Consider the following 18,601-nt stretch of genomic DNA (forward strand, 5'->3'; position numbering starts at 1 on the left):
TCCCTCCCCGAGGAGTCGCCATGCGTACCCCCAGATCCCGCCGCCGGCCGCTGGCCGCGCTGCTCACCACCCTCGCGCTGCTCGCCGCGACGGCGCTGACGGCCTGCGGCGGCGAGGCGGCCGACGCCAGCGGTGGCGGCGACGGCCCGCTGCGGATCGGCTACCAGCGCTTCGGCGGGCTCAGCCTGGTCAAGGCGCGCGGCGACGCGAAGAACGTCACCTGGTCGCTGTTCGAGAGCGGACCGGCGCTGACCGAGGCGCTCAAGGCCGGCTCGATCGACATCGGCCAGGTCGGCGAGGCGCCGCCGGTGTTCGCCGCCGCCGGGAAGATCCCGTTCTCCGTGGTCGGCACGTCGGCGCCGATCCCGCAGGGCGAGGCGGTGCTGGTCAAGGCGGACAGCCCGTACCGGGGCTTCGCCGACCTGCGCGGCAGGACGGTCGCCCTGAACAAGGGCTCCAACGTGCACTGGCTGCTGGTCAAGCTGCTGGAGGCGAACAAGATGACGCTCGCCGACATCAAGGTGAAGTACCTCAAGCCCGCCGAGGGTCGGCCCGCGTTCGACAACGGGCAGGTCGACGCGTGGATCATCTGGGACCCCTACTTCGCGCTGGCCGAGCAGCCCGGCGTGCGGGTACTCGCCGACGCCACCGGCCTGGCCGGCAACCGCGAGTACGTGCTGGCCGCGCCGGACGCGGTGAAGAACCGCACCGCTGACGTACGGGCGTTCCTGGACACGTACCGGCAGACCACCGACTGGGGCATCGCCCACCCGGCCGAGCGGGCCGCCGTCCTCGCCCCGGAGCTGAAGATCCCGCTCGACGTGACCACCCGGGCGCTGGCCCGAAGCGCCAAGCCGCTCGCCCCGGTCACCCCGGAGATCGGCGCCGAGTTGCAGGCCATCGCGGACAGCTTCGTGGAGCTGAAGCTGGTGCCCGGACCGGTCGACATCGCCGGGCGGGTGGACGGCCGGTTCAACGAGGCGTTCCAGTGAGTGGTCCGGCGCTGGCCGAGGCGACCGCTGCTGTCGTACCCGATCGGGCGACGCCGCGGCGGTCGCGGGCCCGCGTCTCGCGGCGGTGGCGGCGCGCGGTGAGCCCGGTCGTGCTGGTGCTCGGCTGGGAGGTCGCCGCGAGGACCGGGCTGCTCGCCCCCGAGAAGCTGCCCGCGCCCAGCGCGGTGCTGGCCACCGGGTGGCGGCTGGCGGGCGACGGCACGCTCGGCGTGCACCTGCTCGACTCGCTCACCCGCGCCGCGCTCGGCCTGCTCATCGGCGGCGGCCTGGCGCTGGTGCTCGGCGCGGCGGCGGGGCTGCTGCGCCTCGGCGACGACCTGGTCGACCCGCCGGTGCAGATGGCCCGGATGCTGCCGCACCTGGGCCTGGTCCCGCTGCTGATCATCTGGGTGGGCATCGGCGAGTCGCTGAAGGTCACGCTGGTCGCGCTCGGCGCGTTCTTCCCGATCTACTTCAACACGTACGCCGGCATCCGCGACATCGACGAGCGGCTGGTGGAGGCGGCGCGCACCTGCGGCCTCGGCGCGGCGGCCCGGCTGCGGCACGTGGTGCTGCCCGGCGCGCTGCCGGCGCTGTTCCTCGGGCTGCGGCTGGCCATCGGCGCGGCCTGGCTGAGCCTGGTCGTCGGTGAGCAGGTGAACGCGCAGACCGGCGTCGGGTTCCTGATGATGGAGGCGCGCGAGTTCAGCCAGACCGACGTGGTGGTGCTCGGCCTGCTCATCTACGCGCTGCTGGGGCTCGCCTCCGACCTGCTCATCCGGTACGCGGAGAGGAGGACGCTGGCGTGGCGACGCGGACTGCGCGCGACCTGACCGGGCCGGTGCTCACCGCACGGGCGGTGACCCGGTCCTTCGGCCTGGCCGTGGTGCTGGCCGGGGTGGACCTGACCATCGCCGCCGGGGAGACGGTGGCGCTGCTCGGCGGCAGCGGCTCCGGCAAGAGCACGCTGCTGCGCGTGCTGGCCGGGCTCGACGGCGACGCGGGCGGCGAGCACGCGGTGCACGGCACCGCCGCCGTGGTGTTCCAGGAACACCGGCTGCTGCCGTGGAAGCGGGTGGCCGACAACGTGGCGCTCGGCCTGACCGGGCCGGACGTGGGCGGGCGGGTCGGCCGCGCGCTGGCCGAGGTGGGGCTCGCCGACCGGGGCCGGGCCTGGCCGGCCGAGCTGTCCGGCGGGCAGGCGCAGCGGGTCGCGGTGGCCCGCGCGCTGGTCCGCGAACCGGACCTGCTGCTGCTGGACGAGCCGTTCGGCGCACTCGACGCGCTGACCCGGCTGCGCATGCAGGGGCTGCTGCGGCGGCTGCGCGCCCAGCACGGCTTCGCCGCGCTGCTCGTCACCCACGACGTGGAGGAGGCGCTGCTGCTGGCCGACCGCGTCCTGCTCCTCGACGACGGCGTGATCGCCGAGGAGGTGCCGGTACGCCTCGGCCCGTCCCCGAGCCCCGACGACCCGGCCCTCGGCGCGCTGCGCCGCCACCTGCTCGACCGCCTCGGCGTACCCGCCGGCTGACCGCGAGGGAGAACCTATGACCCGCTGGACACCCGACCCGACCTTCTACCCCTCCCCCGCGCTCGCCGCCGCCGCGCCGGCCGAGAAACTCGCGTACGTGGCCGCGTTCGACCGCGCCGGGCAGCGCCCCGACGCCATCGCGGTACTCGACACCGACCCGGACTCCGGCTCGTACGGCCGGGTGGTGGGCTGGACCGAGCTGCCGGACACCGGCGACGAGCTGCACCACTTCGGCTGGAACGCGTGCAGCAGCGCGCTCTGCCCGACCGCGCCGCACCCGCACGTGGAACGCCGCTACCTGATCGTGCCGGGCCTGCGCTCGTCCCGGATCCACGTGCTCGACACCAAGCCCGACCCGCGCCGCCCCGAGCTGGTCAAGGTGATCGGGCCGGAGGAACTCGGCAGGCGCGCCGGGTACTCCCGCCCGCACACCGTGCACTGCGGGCCGGACGGCATCTACGTCTCCGCGCTCGGCGGCGCCGACGGGCAGGAGGGGCCCGGCGGCATCGCCGTACTCGACCACACCACGTTCGAGGTACGCGGCGCGTGGGAGGCCGACCGGGGGCCGCAGTTCCTGGCGTACGACTTCTGGTGGCACTACACGCAGGACGTGCTGGTCACCAGCGAGTGGGGCACGCCGTCGATGATCGAGGACGGCATCGTCGGTGAGCTGCTGCTGGGCCGCCGGTACGGGCACGCGATCCACTTCTGGGACCTGGCGAAGCGCCGGCACGTGCAGCGCGTCGACCTCGGCGACCAGTACCAGATGCCGCTGGAGCTGCGTCCCGCGCACGACCCGACGAAGTCGTACGGCTTCGTCGGCGTGGTGATCAGCGTCGAGGACCTGTCCGCGTCGATCTGGCTGTGGCACCGCGACGGCGACGCCTGGGCGGTCACCAAGGTGATCGACATCCCGGCCGAGCCGGCCGACCCGGCCGACCTGCCGGACCTGCTCAAGCCGTTCGGGGCGGTGCCGCCGCTGGTCACCGACATCGACCTGTCCGTCGACGACAGGTTCCTGCACGTGTCCTGCTGGGGCACCGGCGAACTGATCCGCTACGACGTCAGCGACCCGTTCCACCCGGTACGCGTCGGCTCGGTACGCCTGGGCGGCATCGTCAACCGCACCCCGCACCCGGCGTACCCGGACGAGCCGCTGGCCGGCGGGCCGCAGATGGTCGAGATCAGCCGCGACGGCCGCCGCGTCTACGTCAGCAACTCGCTCTACGGCGCCTGGGACGACCAGTTCTACCCCGACGGGGTGGGCGCCTGGGTGGCGAAGCTCGACGTCGACCCGGAGCACGGCGGCCTCGTGCCGGACCCGCGGTTCTTCCCGCGCGGCGAGGAGTTCCGCGGCCTGCGCGTGCACCAGACCCGGTTGCAGGGCGGCGACGCCTCGTCCGACTCGTACTGCTTCCCGTGACCGGCGCGACCTGGGCGGCGCTGGCCGGCCTCGGCGCGTTCCACGGCCTGAACCCGGCGATGGGGTGGCTGTTCGCGGTGGCCCGGGGCCTGCAGGAGCGCCGCCGGGCGGCGCTGCTGGCGGCGCTGCCGCCGATCGCGGCCGGTCACCTGGCGTCGGTGGCGGTGGTCGCCGCGCTGGTCAGCGCGACCCGGTCGGTGACGGCGAGCACGCTGGTCGCGGTGACCGGCGGGGTGCTGCTGGTCGGGTTCGGGCTGTGGCGGCTGCTGTCCGAGCGGCACTTCCGGTGGGCCGGGATGCGGCTGTCGGCGGCGCAGCTCACCTCCTGGTCGTTCCTGATGTCGGCGGCGCACGGCGCGGGCCTGATGCTGCTGCCGGTGCTGCTCGCCGAACCGGCGGCCGGCGCCGGCCCGCACGCCGGGCACCTCGCCGCCGCGCCGGCCGGCGCGCTGACCGGCCTGCTCGTCGCCGCCGTGCACACCGTCGCCATGCTCGCCGTCGCGCTGGTCGTGGCCCTGCTGGTGTACGAGGTGCTCGGCGTCGGTGTGCTCCGCCGGGCCTGGTTCAACGTCGACCGGCTGTGGGCCGGTGTGCTCGTGGCGGCCGGGGTGGTGACGCTGATCGCTGCGGCGTGAGTCGCCACCACCTGCGACGGATCGATGAAAAGTCCTACTGATTGAATAGGAAAGGCAGCGTCGCCTACCCCGGAGGTCAGCCGTGAGTCAGTCCCCGTCCCCCGCCGAAGCCGTCCACGACGCCGACCGGAGCCGGCAGTGGCTCGCCGGGCAGGCGCACGGGCCGGGCGTCGACCGCGACCGGCTGCTTGAGGTGGGCGCGGCCATGGCCGCGGTGACCGCCGCCGCCGCGGAACGCGAGCCGGTCGCGGTGGCGTCCGCGCCGGTCGGCGTCGACCCCGGCGCGCCGATCGTCAAGCCGCTGCCGGCGGACCTGCTGCGCCCGCTGGACACCAACGCCGAGATGCGCTGGCCGTCGATGGCCGGCCAGGGGTACGTGGTCCCGATCGACCGCTTCTTCGTCCGCAACCACACCGTCACCCCGCACCTGGACGCGGCCACCTGGCGGCTGCGCCTGTTCGGCGACGGCCTGCGCGGCACGCCGACCCGGGACAACCCGGTCGAGTTCGACCTCGACGAGCTGCGCCGGCTCCCCGCCGAGGAGCACGCGGCGCTCCTGGAGTGCGCCGGCAACGGGCGGCGCTACTTCGCCGAGCAGCAGGACGAGCCCGCCCCGGGCGTGGCGTGGGGGCTGGGCAGCGTCGGCGTGGCCCGGTGGCGGGGCGTGCGGCTCGGCACGGTGCTGCGCCTGGCCGGGCTGCGTGACGAGGCGGTCGACGTGATGCCCGAGGGCCTCGACCCGGACTACGTCTCCGGCGGGGTCAACCTCGGCCGGGTACGCCGTCCGATGCCGGTCGCGAAGGCGCTCGACGACGTGCTGCTGGCGTACGAGATGAACGGCGAGCCCCTGCCCCCCGACCACGGCTTCCCGGTACGGGTCGTGGTGCCCGGCTGGGTCGGCATCTCCTCGATCAAGTGGGTGGGCGCGATCGAGGTCTCCACCAGTCCTCTGTTCTCGCCGTGGAACACGCAGTTCTACCGGATGTTCGGCCCCGGCCACCCCGCCGACGGCACCGTACTCACCGCCCAGCCCGTCCGCAGCGCGTTCGAGCTGCCCTGGGACGCCCGGGTGCCGGCCGGCGAGGAGATGCTGCTGACCGGCCGTTCCTGGTCCGGCAACGGCCCGATCGCGCACGTCGAGGTGGACACCGGCGACGGGTGGCGCCCCGCCGACCTGGTCGCCGCCGACCGGGGCGGAGCCTGGCAGCGCTGGACCGTCCGCTGGTGCCCGCCGACAGCGGGCCGGCACGTGCTGCGCGCCCGCGCCACCGACTGCACCGGCGCCGTCCAGCCCGACCGGGCCGCGCCGAACGACCTCGCGTACCTGTTCGACGCCGTGGTGGCCCACCCGGTCACCGCCTGCTGACCGGCGCTCAGGTGGTGCCGAGGTAGGGCGGCGGCACCGTGTCGGTGAGCCACACCCCGTTCGCCGAGCGGTAGAACAGGTACCCGGCCTCGGCCATCGCCGCCGCGTCCACTGTCAGCACCACCACCGCGCCGCCCCGGCGCGCACCGACGCGCCGGGCCGTCGCCACATCAGGCGACAGGTGTACGTGGTGCCGCCCGCCCCGGCGCAGCCCCTGCGCCCGGATCGCGTCCAGCACGGCCTCGCCGGTGCCGTGGAACAGCCGGGGCGGCGGCGCGGCCGGGGTGAGGCCGAGGTCGACCGGGACGGAGTGGCCCTGGTTGGCGCGGATCCGGTCGGCCCCGTCCGGACCGGCCTCCACCGCGAAGCGCTGCTTGTCGTTGCCCGCGACCACGGCGTCCAGTTGGGCGCGGGTGATCCGCAGCCCGGCGAGCACGTCGGCCACAGGTACCCAGCCGGCCCGGTCCAGTCGCAGCCCGTACGCGTCGGGCCGGTGCCGCAACGCCAGCGACAGCCGCTTGCTCACCCGAACAAGATCGCGATGTTCCACCCGCCCAGTGTGATTCCGCAGCCGTCCCCTGTCGACGCAGTTCCCCTGCCCGCCCTCCCCCTCCCCCTCCCGGCCCCGCCTCCCCCGCCCCGCCCCGCCCCGCCCCGCCCCGTCGATCTTGCGGTTTCGGCCCCTCGGGTGCCCGGTTCGCGCTCTTTGCCGGGGCAGGAAGCCCATGATCGACGAGCCGGGGAGCCGAGGGTCGGGACGGAGGCGGGACGGACGGAAGGGCGGGTGAGCGGGCGGGACCGGGCGGGCGGCAAACACGTGGGTCAGGCTGCGGCCCGCTCGGGGAGAGGGCGGCGGCGGTGGGACGGGTCGGTCAGCGTGGGCGGGGACCAGACGCCGTCGGGCTGGTAGAGGTTCGTGCCCGGTGGCACGATCTCGTCGATGCGGTCCAGCACCGCGTCGTCGAGCGTCAACTCCGCCCCGGCCAGCAGCGCGTCCAACTGCTCCATCGTGCGCGGTCCGATGATGGTCGAGGTGACAGCCGGGTGCGCGGCGGTGAACGCCACGGCGAGCTGCGGCAGCGTGCAGCCCACCTCGCCGGCGAGCGCGACCAGTTCCTCCACGGCGGCGTACTTCGCGGCGTTGCCCGGCAGCGCCGGGTCGAACCGGGCCGGGGTGAGTGCCGGCCGGCCCGCACCGAGGTCGACGGGCTTCCCCTGCCGGTAGCGGCCGGACAGGAACCCGGAGGCCAGCGGGCTCCACACCAGCACGCCCATCCGGTAGCGGCGGCACACCGGCAGTACCGACGTCTCGATGCCGCGGGCCAGGATCGAGTACGGCGGCTGCTCGGTGCGGAACCGGCCGAGCGCCCGCCGTTCGGCGACGTGGTGCGCCTCCACGATCTCCTCGGCCGGGAACGTCGAGCAGCCGAACGCGCGGATCTTCCCGGCCCGGACCAGGTCGGTGAGCACGCCGAGCGTCTCCTCGACGTCGGTGGTGTGGTCGGGACGGTGCACCTGGTAGAGGTCGATCCAGTCGGTGCCCAGCCGGCGCAGGCTGTCCTCGACCTCCCGGACGATCCAGCGCCGCGAGTTGCCGCCCCGGTTGGGCCCCTCCCCCATCGGGAAGTGGACCTTCGTGGCGAGCACCACGTCGTCGCGCCGGCCGCGCAGGGCCTTGCCGACGATCTCCTCCGACTCGCCGGCCGAGTACATGTCGGCGGTGTCCACGAAGTTGATTCCGCGGTCGAGTGCCGCGTGGACGATCCGGGCGCAGTCGTCGTGGTCGGGGTTGCCGACCGCGCCGAACATCATGGTGCCGAGGCAGTGGACGCTGACCTCGATGCCGGTGCCGCCGAGGACGCGATAGCGCATGTGAACTCCCTGGGTTGCACCGCGCCGGCCGGGTGGCGCGCGGTCCGGTCACGGTAGGAGTTCGAGTGCGCTGGAGGTCAACCGTCGGCGGGTTCCGCGCTGCCGGCGAGGTAGCCGGCCGCCTGCAACTCGAACAGCTCGCGGTAGAGCCCGCCCTGCGCCATGAGGGTGTCGTGGTCGCCTGACTGCACGAGCCGGCCGTGGTCCATCACGAAGATCCGGTCGGCGTGCCGGACGTTCGCGAGCCGGTGGGTGATCAGCACGACGGCCCGGTCCGGGTGCCGCCGCAGGTGCTGGAAGAGGGCGTGCTCGGCACGCGCGTCCAGCGCGGCGGACGGCTCGTCGCAGATCAGCAGCCGGGCGTCGCGGTAGAGGCCGCGTGCGGCCACCAGCCGCTGCCACTGCCCGCCGGACAGGTCCTGCCCGTCCTTGAACTGCCGGTCCAGCAGCGTGTCGTACCCGAACGGCAGCTCGCTGATCATGTCGTGCGCGGCGGCGTCGCGGGCGGCGGTCTCCACGCTGGGTCCCTGCGCGCCGGCGCGGTCGTGGCGGCCGACGCGGATGTTCTGCCGGGCGGTGAACGGGAACCTCCACCAGTCCTGGCTCATCACCGCGACCTGGGCGGCGGTCCGGCGTGGGTCCAGTTCGGCGGCGTCCACGCCGTCCCAGCGGATCGTGCCGCCGGTGGGCCGGTAGAGGCCGGCGATCAGCTTCGCGAGCGTGGTCTTGCCGGAGCCGTTCTCCCCCACCAGCGCGATCACCTCACCGCGCCGGAACGTGAGGCTGACCTCGTCGACCGCCGCGCTGTCGGTGTCCGGGTAGCGCAGGCTGACCCGGTCGACGTCGATGCGCGTGAACCCGTCGACTGGCAGGTGCCCGCCGGCCGGGATCCGCCGGGTCGCCCGGTCGAGGAAGTCGCGGTAGTCCTGGTAGTAGAGGGCGTCCTCGTAGAGCGAGTTGGTGGCGAAGATGGCGGTGCGCAGGCTCGTACGCGCGGACTGGAGCGCGAGCAGCGCGGTGGCGGCGGCCGCGAGCGCCACCACGCCCCCGACGAGCAACGCGCCCAGCACCACGTAGAGCCCGAACGTGGCGATGCCGGTGATGGACAGGCCGATCGCCCGGGTGACCGTCTGCGCGCGGGCCAGGCGCAGTTCGGCGCGGGTCTCCAGGCGTGTCATGAGGTGGTATTCGGAGAGCAGGAAGTCGCGCATCTGGTACGCGCGGATCTCGGCCGCGGTGTGCCGGTTGGCCATCAGGTCGCCCAGCATCCACTTGCGTCGCCGCCGGGTGATCCGGGCGAGCCAGTCGACGTGCTGGCGACGGGCCATCCGCACCGCCGTCACCGCCTCCGGAGCGGCGGCGACGATCAGGCAGGGCAGCAGAAGCGGGTGGATGATCGTCACGGCGGTTGCCGTGGCGATCACGCCGACCACGCCGGTGACCAGGTTGACCGTGTCGTTGACCAGGGAGCCCGCCTCGACCAGTCCGCGGTCGCGGGCGCGGTCCATCTCCTCGGCGAAGCCGGCGTCGTCGAAGGCCGCCAGCTCCACCGCTGAGGTCGTCTCGAACAGCCGCCGCTCCACTGTGAAGTTGATCTGGGGTACGAGCCGGGCCTGCGCCCATCCGGCGGCGATGGTCAGCGCGCCGCGCCCGGCCACTGCGGCCGCCGCCAGCGTCAGGGCCGGCAGCGCCGCCCGGATGCGGTCCGGTGTCGGGCCGGCCGCGAACAGCTGGTGGAGCACTCCGGTGGTGGCGAGCAGGCCCAGCGTGGTGAGCACGCCGGCGGCGACGTTGAGGCCCAGCGACGCGGCGGTGTCCCGGCGGCTGGTCGCCCAGGCGAGGCTGATCGCCTCGCGGATCAACGCGGGCAGCCGGCGTGCCACCGACCAGAATCCGGTGTGGGCCAGCTCGGTGGCCCGGTGCATCCAGTGCGGATCGACGAGCTCGGGCAGGGTCGTCTCCCCGGCCGGCTCCTCCGGGTCGGACGGCGGACGAGGGTGGATCACCCCGGCCATGGCACCCCCTCGACGCGTTCGGGCAGCAACGCTGGATACTACGCTCCGCTATCGAAGGATGTCACTCAGTAGTCGGCGTGTCGTACAGGCGTCCCAACGGCGCGTCCCGCGGCGGTGACCGGAAAGACCCGCCCGCACGGTGGTCGCCGCCGGGTCGCGTCGCGCGCGACCGGTCCGGGTGGCAGGCTTGTGGGGTTCGCCGGCGCGCGCCGGCCGACCGCCCGTCGTGAAGGAGAAGATCGACCCGATGGCTGTGGACGTCACCACCACCGACGAATGGCAGGCGCTGCGCAAGCACGCCGAGGCGATGCGCGCCACGCACCTGCGCGACCTGTTCGCCGCCGACGGGCAGCGGGGTGAGCGGCTCACCGGTGAGGTCGCCGACCTGCACGTGGACTACAGCAAGAACCTCGTCACCGACGAGACGATCGCGCTGCTCGGCGCGCTCGCCGAGCGGGTCGGCCTGACCGACCGGATCGCGGCCATGTTCGCCGGACGGCACATCAACGTCACCGAGGACCGGGCGGTGCTGCACACCGCGCTGCGCCTGCCGGCGGACGCGTCGCTCACCGTGGACGGCCAGGACGTGGTCGCCGACGTGCACGCCGTGCTGGACCGCATGTCGGCGTTCGCGCAGCGCGTGCGCTCCGGCTCGTGGCGGGGCCACACCGGCGAGCGGATCACCACCGTGGTCAACATCGGCATCGGCGGATCCGACCTCGGGCCGGTGATGGCGTACGAGGCGCTGAAGGCGTACCGGGACGCGGGCATCAGCTGCCGGTTCGTGTCGAACATCGACCCGACCGACATCCACGACAAGACCGCCGACCTGGACCCGGCGAGCACGCTGTTCGTCGTGGTGTCCAAGACGTTCTCCACCCAGGAGACGCTCGCCAACGCCGACCAGGCGCGGCGCTGGCTGCTCGCCGGACTGGACGCGGACGACGACGCGGTGGCCCGCCACTTCGTCGCGGTCAGCACCAACGAGCAGCGGGTCCGGGACTTCGGCATCGACCCGGAGAACATGTTCGGCTTCTGGGACTGGGTGGGCGGCCGCTACTCGCTGCCGTCCGCGGTCGGCCTGTCGGTGATGCTGGCGATCGGGCCGGACCGGTTCCGCGAGATGCTGGCCGGCTACCACGCGGTCGACGAACACTTCCGGTCCGCACCGGTGGAGCGCAACGTGCCGGTGCTGCTCGGCCTGCTCAACGTCTGGTACACCGACTTCCTCGGCGCGGAGACCCACGCGGTGCTGCCCTACTCGCAGTACCTGCACCGGTTCCCCGCCTACCTCCAGCAGCTCACCATGGAGAGCAACGGCAAGTCGGTACGCGTCGACGGCTCGCCGGTGACGTACCCGACCGGGGAGATCTTCTGGGGCGAGCCGGGCACCAACGGCCAGCACGCGTTCTACCAGCTCATCCACCAGGGCACCCGGCTGATCCCGGCGGACTTCATCGCGTTCAGCCGGCCCAACCACGACCTGGGCGACATGCACGACCTGTTCATGTCGAACTTCTTCGCCCAGACCGCCGCGCTGGCGTTCGGGCGGACCCGGGAGCAGGTGGAGGCCGAGGGCACCGCGCCCGAGGCGGTGGCGCACCGGGTGATGGCGGGCAACCACCCGACCACCTCGATCCTGGCGCCGAAGCTCACCCCGGCGACGCTGGGTCAGTTGATCGCGCTCTACGAGCACATCACGTTCACCGAGGCCGCGATCTGGGACATCAACGCCTTCGACCAGTGGGGTGTGGAGCTGGGCAAGGTGATGGCCAGCCAGCTCGCGCCGAAGCTCACCGGGCCGGACCCGGACCTGGCCGACGTGGACACCTCGACCGCCGAGCTGATCCGCCGCTACCGGGCCGAGCGCGGCCGGAGCTGACGCACGCCGTGGCGTCCCGCGTACACCGGGCGGGACGCCACGGGTCAGCGGCGCAGCAGGTCGGCGTGCGCGGCGCGCAGCCGGGTCAGCGCCGCGTCGCCGGCCGGCGCGCGGCGGTCGAGTTCGGCCCACGCCTCGGCGAGCGCGTCGGCCAGCGCCCGCAGCTCGGCGGCGTGCCGCCGGCTGGACTGCCGGTGCAGCTCCTCCAGGCGGCGGGCCCAGCCGGCGCTGATCGCGGCGACGCGTTCGGCGTCGGCGCGGGCCTGGGCGCCGGTGCGGGCGGCGGACGCGGGCACGATCGCGGCGACCGGCCGGGGATCGCCGTCGCGGGTGACGACTGTGACGGTGTCGGTCAGCTCGGCCAGGGAGACGAGCTGGGTGAGCCGGGTGCGGACCTCGCGCAGCGGCAGGGCGCGCGGCTGGGGGGACCGGTCGGCCAGTGCGGGGACAGCCATGGACAGATGTTCACGTCCGGGTACGACAATTTCCCGGTCAGGCGGTCCACTCCGGTGCCAGCACGGACCAGACCTCCAGGTCGGCGCGGCCGTCGGGCGTCGGCGCGGCGCCGCGCATGACGCCGTCGCGGCTCATGCCGAGCCGCCGCGCGACGGCGACGCTGCGGTCGTTGCCGGCCTTCGTGACCCACTCGACGCGGTGGATGCCGCGCTCTCGTACCGCCCAGTCGATGACGAAGCGGGCGGCGCGGGTGACCAGGCCCTGCCCCTCGGCGCCGGGTTCCAGCCAGCAGCCGGCCTCGCACACCCCGCGTTCGGTGCTCAGCGACACGAACAGCACGCCGCCGACGAGCGTGCCGCGCTGCCAGATGCCCCAGATGCCGCCGTCGTCGCGGGCCCACCGGTCGGCGTACGCCTGGAGGACCTTGCGGGCCGACTCGGCGTCGGTGGCGACGAAGGACGCGCCGACCCAGGGCGAGATGTGGTCGCGGCAGCGGTCGAGGTTGGCCAGGAACTCGTCGGCGTGCCAGGGCGACAGTGGACGCAGCTCGGCGTCGTCGGTGAGGGCGTGGGCGAACATCAGGGGAAGCTAGCAGGACCGTCGCGCTTTTGTCGGTCGGTCCCTCTACGGTCTGCGCCGTGAACGCCGTCCAGACGTACCGATACCTTCAGCCGTCCGCGCTGCGCGCCGCCGGGCTCGATCTGCAGACCTGTGGCGGCCCGGCGGCCAACCCGCGCTTCTTCGCCGGGTTCCTCACCGCCCCGGCCGCGTCGGCGGCCGGGCTGCTCGCCGTCGCCGAGGTGGCCCGCACCCGCTACCACCAGCCGGTCAACCCGGCCAGCCTGGACCCGGTGGTCACCGGCAGCCGCGGTCGCCTGCGGTTCGAGTCGTTCTCCGGCTGCTGCGGGGTGTACGCGCGGATGGACGTGCTGCCGGCCGGGCTGGACGGGGAGATCAGCGGCCACGGCACCACGAACGTGGACGTGAACCCGCCGTTGCGGGAGGCGCTGGCCCGGGTGGGCGGCATCGAGCCGCTGCATGTGGCGGTCGGCCCGGACGACCTGACGGTCTCCACCATGGACCGCTCGGTGGTCGAGCGGAAGGTACCGCTGCCCGGCCGCTGGCTGCGCGGCTTCGCCGAGGTGCACGTGCTCACCGCCGGCTTCGAGCCGCGCACCGAGATCGCGGCGGCGGAGGCGGCGGCGTTCCTGCGCCGGCTACCCGCCGCGAACGACCGCAGTGTGCTGTGGGCGGTGCCCGCCGGGCGTACGCTGCGGCTGACCTCCCGCCCGGTGCCGGGCGCTGTCTGCCTGGCCGGCGCGGGCCGGCTCGCGGCGCTGCGCGGCGTGCTGCGGCACGCGCGCACCCTGCGGGTGTACGGCCCGGCGGTGCGCGCCGGGTCGCCGGCCGTGCCGAGCACGTGGGAGCTGGACACCGGGGCGCTGCGGGTGTCGCTGACGCTGTCCCCCGAGCCGTACCGGGGGTTCTCCGGTGAGGGCGCGGCCTTGGCGGCGCTCGCCGGTGACGACGTGGTGGACGACGCGGAGCTGGTGGGCGCGCTGCTCAACTGGGATCCGGCGATCGACGTGGCCGCGCTGGCCGATGCCGCCGCGCTGCCCGACGAGCGGGTGCGTGCCGCGCTCGCCCAGCTGGGCACCGCCGGGCGGGTCGGGTACGACGTGGCGGACGGGGCGTACTTCCACCGGGTGATGCCCTACGACGCGGGCCGCGCGGAGCGGGACAACCCCCGGCTGGTCGGCGCGCGGGCGCTCGTCGAGCGCGGCGCCGTCGAGCGCGACGGCGAGAACGCGACGGTCCGCACCGACGCCGACACCTACCGGGTACGCCGGCACCCGGACGGCGCGTACTCCTGTTCCTGCCGCTGGTGGGCGCGGCACCGCGGGCAGCGGGGGCCGTGCCGGCACGCGCTGGCCGTGTCGATGGTCGCGGCGCCGGTGGGGGCGCTGTCGTGACCGGCTTCGTCGAGGCGGTGGTGCACGGCCGGATGTCGCAGGTCCGGTCCGCCCTGGCCGGGCTGGACGAGCCGGCCCGGCGGGCGCTCGGCGACGAGTTGGTCGCCGAGGTGCGCCGCAGGCGGGACGCCTGGTGGTGGCGGGGCGAGGCGGCGACGCTGGCGGTCGCGGCGGTGGGGACGCTGAGCACCCCGACGAAGGTGGCCGCGCTGCTCGGCCGCCGCTCGGTCTGGCTGAGCGGCGTCGACGCGGCACCGGTGGTCGACGTCGCCCGGGAACGCGGGGTGACCTGGCTGGCCGAGGTGGCGTACAAGCTGGCCGACCGGCTCCCCCGGGACCGGATGGTCGCGGGCTGGCGGTTCGTCGCCGGCCTCCTGACGGCCGAGAAGGCGCCGCCGCCGACCGGGGACGACTTCGTGCGAGGCTGGGCCGCGGCGCAGGGCTGGCCGGATCCGCGCGGGACGCGCCCGCCGACTGTGGACCGGCTGCGCGCGGACCCGTTCCTCGACGCGCTGCTGCCGCGCCTGTTCGAGGTGGACGGGGTGGGCACCGAGCTGGCCCGCGGCGACGGTACGGGCACGGAGGCGCTGCCCCGGGCGCTGGTGGCGCTGGCGGCGGAAGGGCGGCTCGACCGGGCGGTCCTGCTCAACGGCGTCCTCGGCCGGCTGTTGCGCGGCGACCGGCCGGGCGCGCTGCGCCCGTTCCTGGTCCTGCACGACCTGCTGGCGCCGACCCCGGACGAGGTGGCGGTGCGGTCGAGCGCCTATCTGCGGCTGCTCGCCGACGGCCCCGGGCCGGTGGCCAGCGCCGCCCAGCGGACGCTGCGGCAGGCCGGTGACGTCGCCGAGCCGGAGGCGCTGTGGGAGGCCGCTCGAACGGTGCTGGCCCGGCCGGAGAAGGCGCTGGTCCGGGCGCAGGTGTCCTGGCTCGACCGGCTGGCCCGGCAGCACCCGGATCAGGCCCCGGAGATCGGCGCGGTGCTCGCCGTCGCGGCCGGCCATCCCGACGCCGGCCTGCGCGAGCGCGCGCTGGCGCTGGCGGCGCGCCACGGTCACCGGCCGGTGGCCGTCGTCATCGTGGCCGAGGCCCGCGACGACCTGCCGCCGCCGCTGCCGGCGGCGGCCGCGCCGCCGCCGATCCAGGACGTGGACGAGCTGGTGGAGGAGGTCGCGGCGTCGCTCGGCCGACGCTGGCCCGCGCTGACGACGGAACGCGTCATGGACGGGCTGGTCCGGCTCGGCACCGCCGACCGCGAGCGGCTCGCGGCGGCGCTCCTGCCTGTGGTCCGCCGCGAGCGGGTCGGCGCGTACGACCATCCCTGGTCGGTGTTCAACCAGTCGGTCCAGATGCACGGGCTCCTGCTGGCCGTCTGCGGCGAGGCCGAGGCGGCGACCCGCCGCGACCAGTGGAGCACGCTGCTGGCCGAGTCCCGCCCACGCGCGCCGCTCCCGTTCCGGGGTGGTCCGCCGGTTCCGGCCACCCGCCGGCCCGCGCCCGTCCAGCTCGCCTGCGCCCGGCTGGCCGAGATCGGGCAGCGGCTGGACGGCCGCGACGATGCGGGCCTGCTGGCCGCGCCGACCTCGGTCACCGGGGCGATCGAGCCGGTGGCGCTCTACGAACGGCTGGCCGCGCTGGGTGACCGTCCGGTGTGGCGCTGGGATCTCGCGCAGGCCCTGCTGCGCCTGCCGGCCGGCGTCGACGAGCCGCTTGCCGAGCGCGCCGCGGCGCTGCGCACGCCGGCCGGTGACGAGCTGGCCCGCTGGCTGCGCGGCGACGCCGTTCCGGCACCGGCTCAGCAGGTGGTGACGGTGGGCCGGCGGGCGCGGTCGGCCGGGTACGACTGGGGCTACGAGCAGCTTCCCGAGGGCCGGACGCTCGTCGCGCTCACCCCGCCGGACGGCGTCGAGGACCGGCTCGGCCTGCTCACCCTGACGCCCACGCCGATCGGCCGGTGGACCGACGGCTGGGGTGACGTCTGGCCGGCCGTCCTGCCCGGGCATCGGGGCGTGGTCGCCGCCCACCTGCTGCCCGAGGTGGCCGGCGCGGCGCAGGAGGACACCCTCGGGCACGCCGCCGCCCTACCGGTGCTGGCCGAGTGCACGGGCGCGGGCGGACCGGCCCTCGATCTGGCGCTGGCCTACGGGCTGTGCGCCCGCCACGAGGCGGACCGGGTGGCCGCGCTCGACGCGGTGCTGATCCTGGCCGCCGCAGGTGACCTGGACGCGCCGGCGACCGGCGGGCACCTCGGCGCGCTGGCGGCCGGCGGGCAGGTGACGCTGACCCGGGCGGTCACGCCGCTGCACGACGCGGTGGCGGCGGGCGCCCCGCTGAGCGTGTGGCGGCTGCTCGCCGCGGCGTTGCCGCCGCTGCTGGCCGCGCCGACGCCGCCCCGGGGCACGCCCGACCTGCTGGCGCTGGCGGCGGAGACGGCGGCCGCGACGGGCGTGCGGATCGAGGTACCGGGGCTGGCCGACGTGGTGGCCCGGGGCGGCGGCAGCCGGCTGGCCGCCGAGGCCCGCCGGCTCACCGCCGCCCTGGTCGCCTGAGCCGGGCCGCCGACTGCGCGGGCACCCGCACCGGGCGGACCGGTCAGGTGCCGCTGTCCCGGGGCAGGTAGCCGCGCAGCGCGTCGAACTGGGCGACTGTCAGGTAGGACGGGTTGGCCGCCTGCGGCTGCCGGAACACCTCCGCACCGGCCAGCCGCGGGTCGGCGCGCAGCAGGTCACGGCGTACCCGCAGGGGCTCGTCCAGGATCGTCAGGTCCAGCGGCGCGGTCCACGGCTGGCCCGGCGTCCCGGGCTCGGGAGCGGCGGCGATCCGGCCGACGCCCCACACGCCGTACGGCGCCCGGCCCCTGCTGCCGCTGGCCCAGAACACCACCGGCTGGCCGGCGCGCATGAGGCGTACCCGGTAGCCGGGACGGACGCACCAGCCGGCCACACGCGGGTCGGCGGCGACGCGGGCCGTCAGGTCCACCGCGTCCGCGTTTCCCTTGATCAACCAGGCGCCGAGGTCGTCGAGTGTCACCCGCCGGTCGTTCATCCGCCCATTCTGCGGCCCGCCCGGCCGTCCCGCCGGGCAGCGCCCGCGGCCACAGCCGCGGCGGTCAGATGATCAGGTGGGTCCAGTAGGTGAGCCACACCGCGAACAACGCGCCCTGGAGCAGCGCCAGCGCGGCGGTGAGCCAGCCGTCGACGCCGCGCCGCCGCGCCCAGCGGGCCAGGACGAACGCGACCGGGAAGGCGGCGAGCAGGTAGCGCAGCAGGCTCTTGTACACCGGCGGCCCCATCGACAGCGGCACCAGCACCGTGACGAGCGTGTAGACCAGGTACGGCCAGTCGGCGCGGCGGCGCAGCCCGACGACCGCCACGGCCAGCGTCGCCACCGCGATCCAGACCCGCAGCGCGTCGGCGGAGTTACCGCCGGTCAGCGCGGACGCGGCGGTCCCGAGCGGGTTCTGCAGCCGGATCCCCCAGCCGGTCTCCTGGGCGTGCTGGTAGGCGAACCAGTCGCCGCTCTGCCAGCGGCAGAACGCCATGAACGTCAGCCAGCCCGCCGGGACCAGCAGCAGCGGCCAGCCCCGCCGCAGCAGGCGCGGCCAGGCCCGGGGTCCGGCCCGCCAGCCGTGCTCGCGCAGCAGCACCAGCGCCAGCGGCACCACCACGAGGAAGCCGACCGAGCGGCTCATCGCCAGGAAGTAGCCGACGACGCCGACGAGCAGCCAGCGACTCCGCTCGGCGTACCAGAAGGCGGCCAGCGCCAGGCAGACGAACAGCGACTCGGTGAGCGCCGCCTGGAACAGGAACGCCGTCGGCAGGAGCAGCAGGTACCGGACCGCTCGCCGGCCGCCGGCCGGTCCCGCAGCGCCGAGCAGCCGGCCCCCCAGCCGGTACGCGTAGTAGAGCTGGAACACCAGCGCCACGTTGCTCACGAGCAGCAGCGCCCATGCGGTGTGCCCGCCGAGCAGCGGCGCGATCGGCCGGGCCAGGAACGGGTAGAGCAGCGGGAAGCCGAAGTCCGGCCAGGGCCGGTCCAGCGGCAGCCGGGCCAGGTGCTCGTAGAGGAACGAGTCCCAGGCGAACCAGAGCGAGAACCAGCGGTGGGACGAGATCGCGTCCTGCTGGGCCCGCATCGCGGTCTCGCCGGGCGGCGGCGCACCAGGCACCCCGTCCCAGGCGGTGAGCACCAGCACGCCGATCAGGCTGAGCACGAGCTTCGAGCCGGCGAAGACGGCGAGCACGAATCCCCACGGCTCGGGCACCCGGCGAGCGACCGAAGCTGCCCGCGACCACCACCGGGTACGCCCGGCGCGCGCCGGGCGATCGGGCCGGGCCGTGTCGCCGGGGTCGGCCCGCCGTTCGTCCGCCATCGCGCTCCCACCGTCCGGCCCTCGGGCCGACTCACCCGGCCGCAAAACCCGGTGCGCGTTCCCCGTCCGGACCGGTCCACACCCGCG

Annotated in this window: 16 protein-coding genes; 9 read left to right on the forward strand and 7 right to left on the reverse strand. The window is 75.1% G+C overall.

The genetic code is table 11. The annotated features are described in order from the left end of the window. Window positions 1-20: 20 nt before the first annotated feature. The 6 genes from CLT75_RS09865 to CLT75_RS09890 all read left to right on the forward strand — a co-directional run bounded on the left by CLT75_RS09865 (window position 21) and on the right by CLT75_RS09890 (window position 5,947). Window positions 21-992, forward strand: a complete 972-nt coding sequence (locus tag CLT75_RS09865) for a sulfonate ABC transporter substrate-binding protein (RefSeq protein ID WP_135240520.1) — start codon at window positions 21-23, stop codon at window positions 990-992. Beyond that, on the forward strand, window positions 989-1,825 hold the full coding sequence (locus CLT75_RS09870) for an ABC transporter permease (RefSeq protein WP_135240521.1): 837 nt from the start codon (window positions 989-991) through the stop codon (window positions 1,823-1,825). Before CLT75_RS09865 ends, CLT75_RS09870 begins: the two co-directional genes overlap by 4 nt. Next, window positions 1,798-2,523, forward strand: a complete 726-nt coding sequence (locus CLT75_RS09875; protein ID WP_135240522.1) for an ABC transporter ATP-binding protein — start codon at window positions 1,798-1,800, stop codon at window positions 2,521-2,523. The genes CLT75_RS09870 and CLT75_RS09875 overlap by 28 nt, the downstream gene beginning before the upstream one ends. A 16-nt stretch (window positions 2,524-2,539) precedes the next feature. Next, window positions 2,540-3,946 carry a selenium-binding protein SBP56-related protein gene (locus CLT75_RS09880; RefSeq protein ID WP_135240523.1) on the forward strand — a complete coding sequence of 469 codons (1,407 nt, stop codon included), beginning with the start codon at window positions 2,540-2,542 and terminating at the stop codon, window positions 3,944-3,946. Beyond that, window positions 3,943-4,581, forward strand: coding sequence for a hypothetical protein (locus CLT75_RS09885; RefSeq protein WP_135240524.1), 639 nt, complete (start codon window positions 3,943-3,945; stop codon window positions 4,579-4,581). The genes CLT75_RS09880 and CLT75_RS09885 overlap by 4 nt, the downstream gene beginning before the upstream one ends. An 82-nt stretch (window positions 4,582-4,663) precedes the next feature. Then, a complete protein-coding gene (locus CLT75_RS09890; RefSeq protein ID WP_135240525.1) occupies window positions 4,664-5,947 on the forward strand; it encodes a sulfite oxidase in 1,284 nt (427 codons plus the stop codon). Window positions 5,948-5,954: 7 nt separating this feature from the next. Here CLT75_RS09890 and CLT75_RS09895 read toward each other — a convergent pair whose 3' ends face one another. The 3 genes from CLT75_RS09895 to CLT75_RS09905 form a co-directional block, all read right to left on the reverse strand. Then, complete coding sequence (locus tag CLT75_RS09895; protein ID WP_135240526.1) at window positions 5,955-6,497, reverse strand: RNA 2'-phosphotransferase; 543 nt, start codon at window positions 6,495-6,497, stop codon at window positions 5,955-5,957. Between the two features lie 272 nt (window positions 6,498-6,769). Then, complete coding sequence (locus CLT75_RS09900; RefSeq protein WP_135240527.1) at window positions 6,770-7,819, reverse strand: aldo/keto reductase; 1,050 nt, start codon at window positions 7,817-7,819, stop codon at window positions 6,770-6,772. Between the two features lie 77 nt (window positions 7,820-7,896). Then, window positions 7,897-9,834 carry an ABC transporter ATP-binding protein gene (locus CLT75_RS09905; RefSeq protein ID WP_135240528.1) on the reverse strand — a complete coding sequence of 646 codons (1,938 nt, stop codon included), beginning with the start codon at window positions 9,832-9,834 and terminating at the stop codon, window positions 7,897-7,899. 247 nt (window positions 9,835-10,081) lie between these two features. Here CLT75_RS09905 and pgi point away from each other — a divergent pair, with 247 nt between their 5' ends. After that, window positions 10,082-11,716, forward strand: coding sequence for a glucose-6-phosphate isomerase (gene pgi / locus CLT75_RS09910; protein ID WP_135240529.1), 1,635 nt, complete (start codon window positions 10,082-10,084; stop codon window positions 11,714-11,716). A 44-nt stretch (window positions 11,717-11,760) separates the two neighbouring features. Here pgi and CLT75_RS09915 read toward each other — a convergent pair whose 3' ends face one another. After that, complete coding sequence (locus CLT75_RS09915) at window positions 11,761-12,171, reverse strand: hypothetical protein (RefSeq protein ID WP_013286745.1); 411 nt, start codon at window positions 12,169-12,171, stop codon at window positions 11,761-11,763. Window positions 12,172-12,208: 37 nt separating this feature from the next. Next, the gene (locus tag CLT75_RS09920) at window positions 12,209-12,751 is read right to left on the reverse strand and encodes a GNAT family N-acetyltransferase (RefSeq protein WP_135240530.1); all 543 of its coding nucleotides are present in this window, start codon (window positions 12,749-12,751) and stop codon (window positions 12,209-12,211) included. A 59-nt stretch (window positions 12,752-12,810) separates the two neighbouring features. Between CLT75_RS09920 and CLT75_RS09925 the strand changes: the two genes are divergently transcribed. Both CLT75_RS09925 and CLT75_RS09930 read left to right on the forward strand, forming a co-directional pair. Next, complete coding sequence (locus tag CLT75_RS09925; protein ID WP_135240531.1) at window positions 12,811-14,145, forward strand: SWIM zinc finger family protein; 1,335 nt, start codon at window positions 12,811-12,813, stop codon at window positions 14,143-14,145. Next, window positions 14,142-16,691, forward strand: coding sequence for a hypothetical protein (locus CLT75_RS09930; protein ID WP_135240532.1), 2,550 nt, complete (start codon window positions 14,142-14,144; stop codon window positions 16,689-16,691). Before CLT75_RS09925 ends, CLT75_RS09930 begins: the two co-directional genes overlap by 4 nt. 43 nt (window positions 16,692-16,734) lie before the next feature. Here CLT75_RS09930 and CLT75_RS09935 read toward each other — a convergent pair whose 3' ends face one another. Together CLT75_RS09935 and CLT75_RS09940 are read right to left on the reverse strand one after the other, a co-directional pair. Further along, entirely contained in the window at window positions 16,735-17,187 is a 453-nt protein-coding gene (locus CLT75_RS09935) for a hypothetical protein (RefSeq protein WP_135240533.1), read from the reverse strand. Between the two features lie 64 nt (window positions 17,188-17,251). Beyond that, window positions 17,252-18,514, reverse strand: coding sequence for a hypothetical protein (locus CLT75_RS09940; RefSeq protein WP_135240534.1), 1,263 nt, complete (start codon window positions 18,512-18,514; stop codon window positions 17,252-17,254). Window positions 18,515-18,601: the final 87 nt, after the last annotated feature.

The organism is Micromonospora sp. CNZ285 (genome assembly GCF_004637285.1).

What these genes read in the sequence shown, in the direction of transcription:
- CLT75_RS09865 (WP_135240520.1), top strand. Translation starts at nt 21, where the DNA reads ATGCGTACCCCCAGATCCCGCCGCCGGCCGCTGGCCGCGCTGCTCACC.
- CLT75_RS09880 (WP_135240523.1), top strand. Translation starts at nt 2,540, where the DNA reads ATGACCCGCTGGACACCCGACCCGACCTTCTACCCCTCCCCCGCGCTC.
- CLT75_RS09900 (WP_135240527.1), bottom strand. Translation starts at nt 7,819, where the DNA reads ATGCGCTATCGCGTCCTCGGCGGCACCGGCATCGAGGTCAGCGTCCAC.
- CLT75_RS09905 (WP_135240528.1), bottom strand. Translation starts at nt 9,834, where the DNA reads ATGGCCGGGGTGATCCACCCTCGTCCGCCGTCCGACCCGGAGGAGCCG.
- pgi (WP_135240529.1), top strand. Translation starts at nt 10,082, where the DNA reads ATGGCTGTGGACGTCACCACCACCGACGAATGGCAGGCGCTGCGCAAG.
- CLT75_RS09915 (WP_013286745.1), bottom strand. Translation starts at nt 12,171, where the DNA reads ATGGCTGTCCCCGCACTGGCCGACCGGTCCCCCCAGCCGCGCGCCCTG.
- CLT75_RS09920 (WP_135240530.1), bottom strand. Translation starts at nt 12,751, where the DNA reads ATGTTCGCCCACGCCCTCACCGACGACGCCGAGCTGCGTCCACTGTCG.
- CLT75_RS09935 (WP_135240533.1), bottom strand. Translation starts at nt 17,187, where the DNA reads ATGAACGACCGGCGGGTGACACTCGACGACCTCGGCGCCTGGTTGATC.
- CLT75_RS09940 (WP_135240534.1), bottom strand. Translation starts at nt 18,514, where the DNA reads ATGGCGGACGAACGGCGGGCCGACCCCGGCGACACGGCCCGGCCCGAT.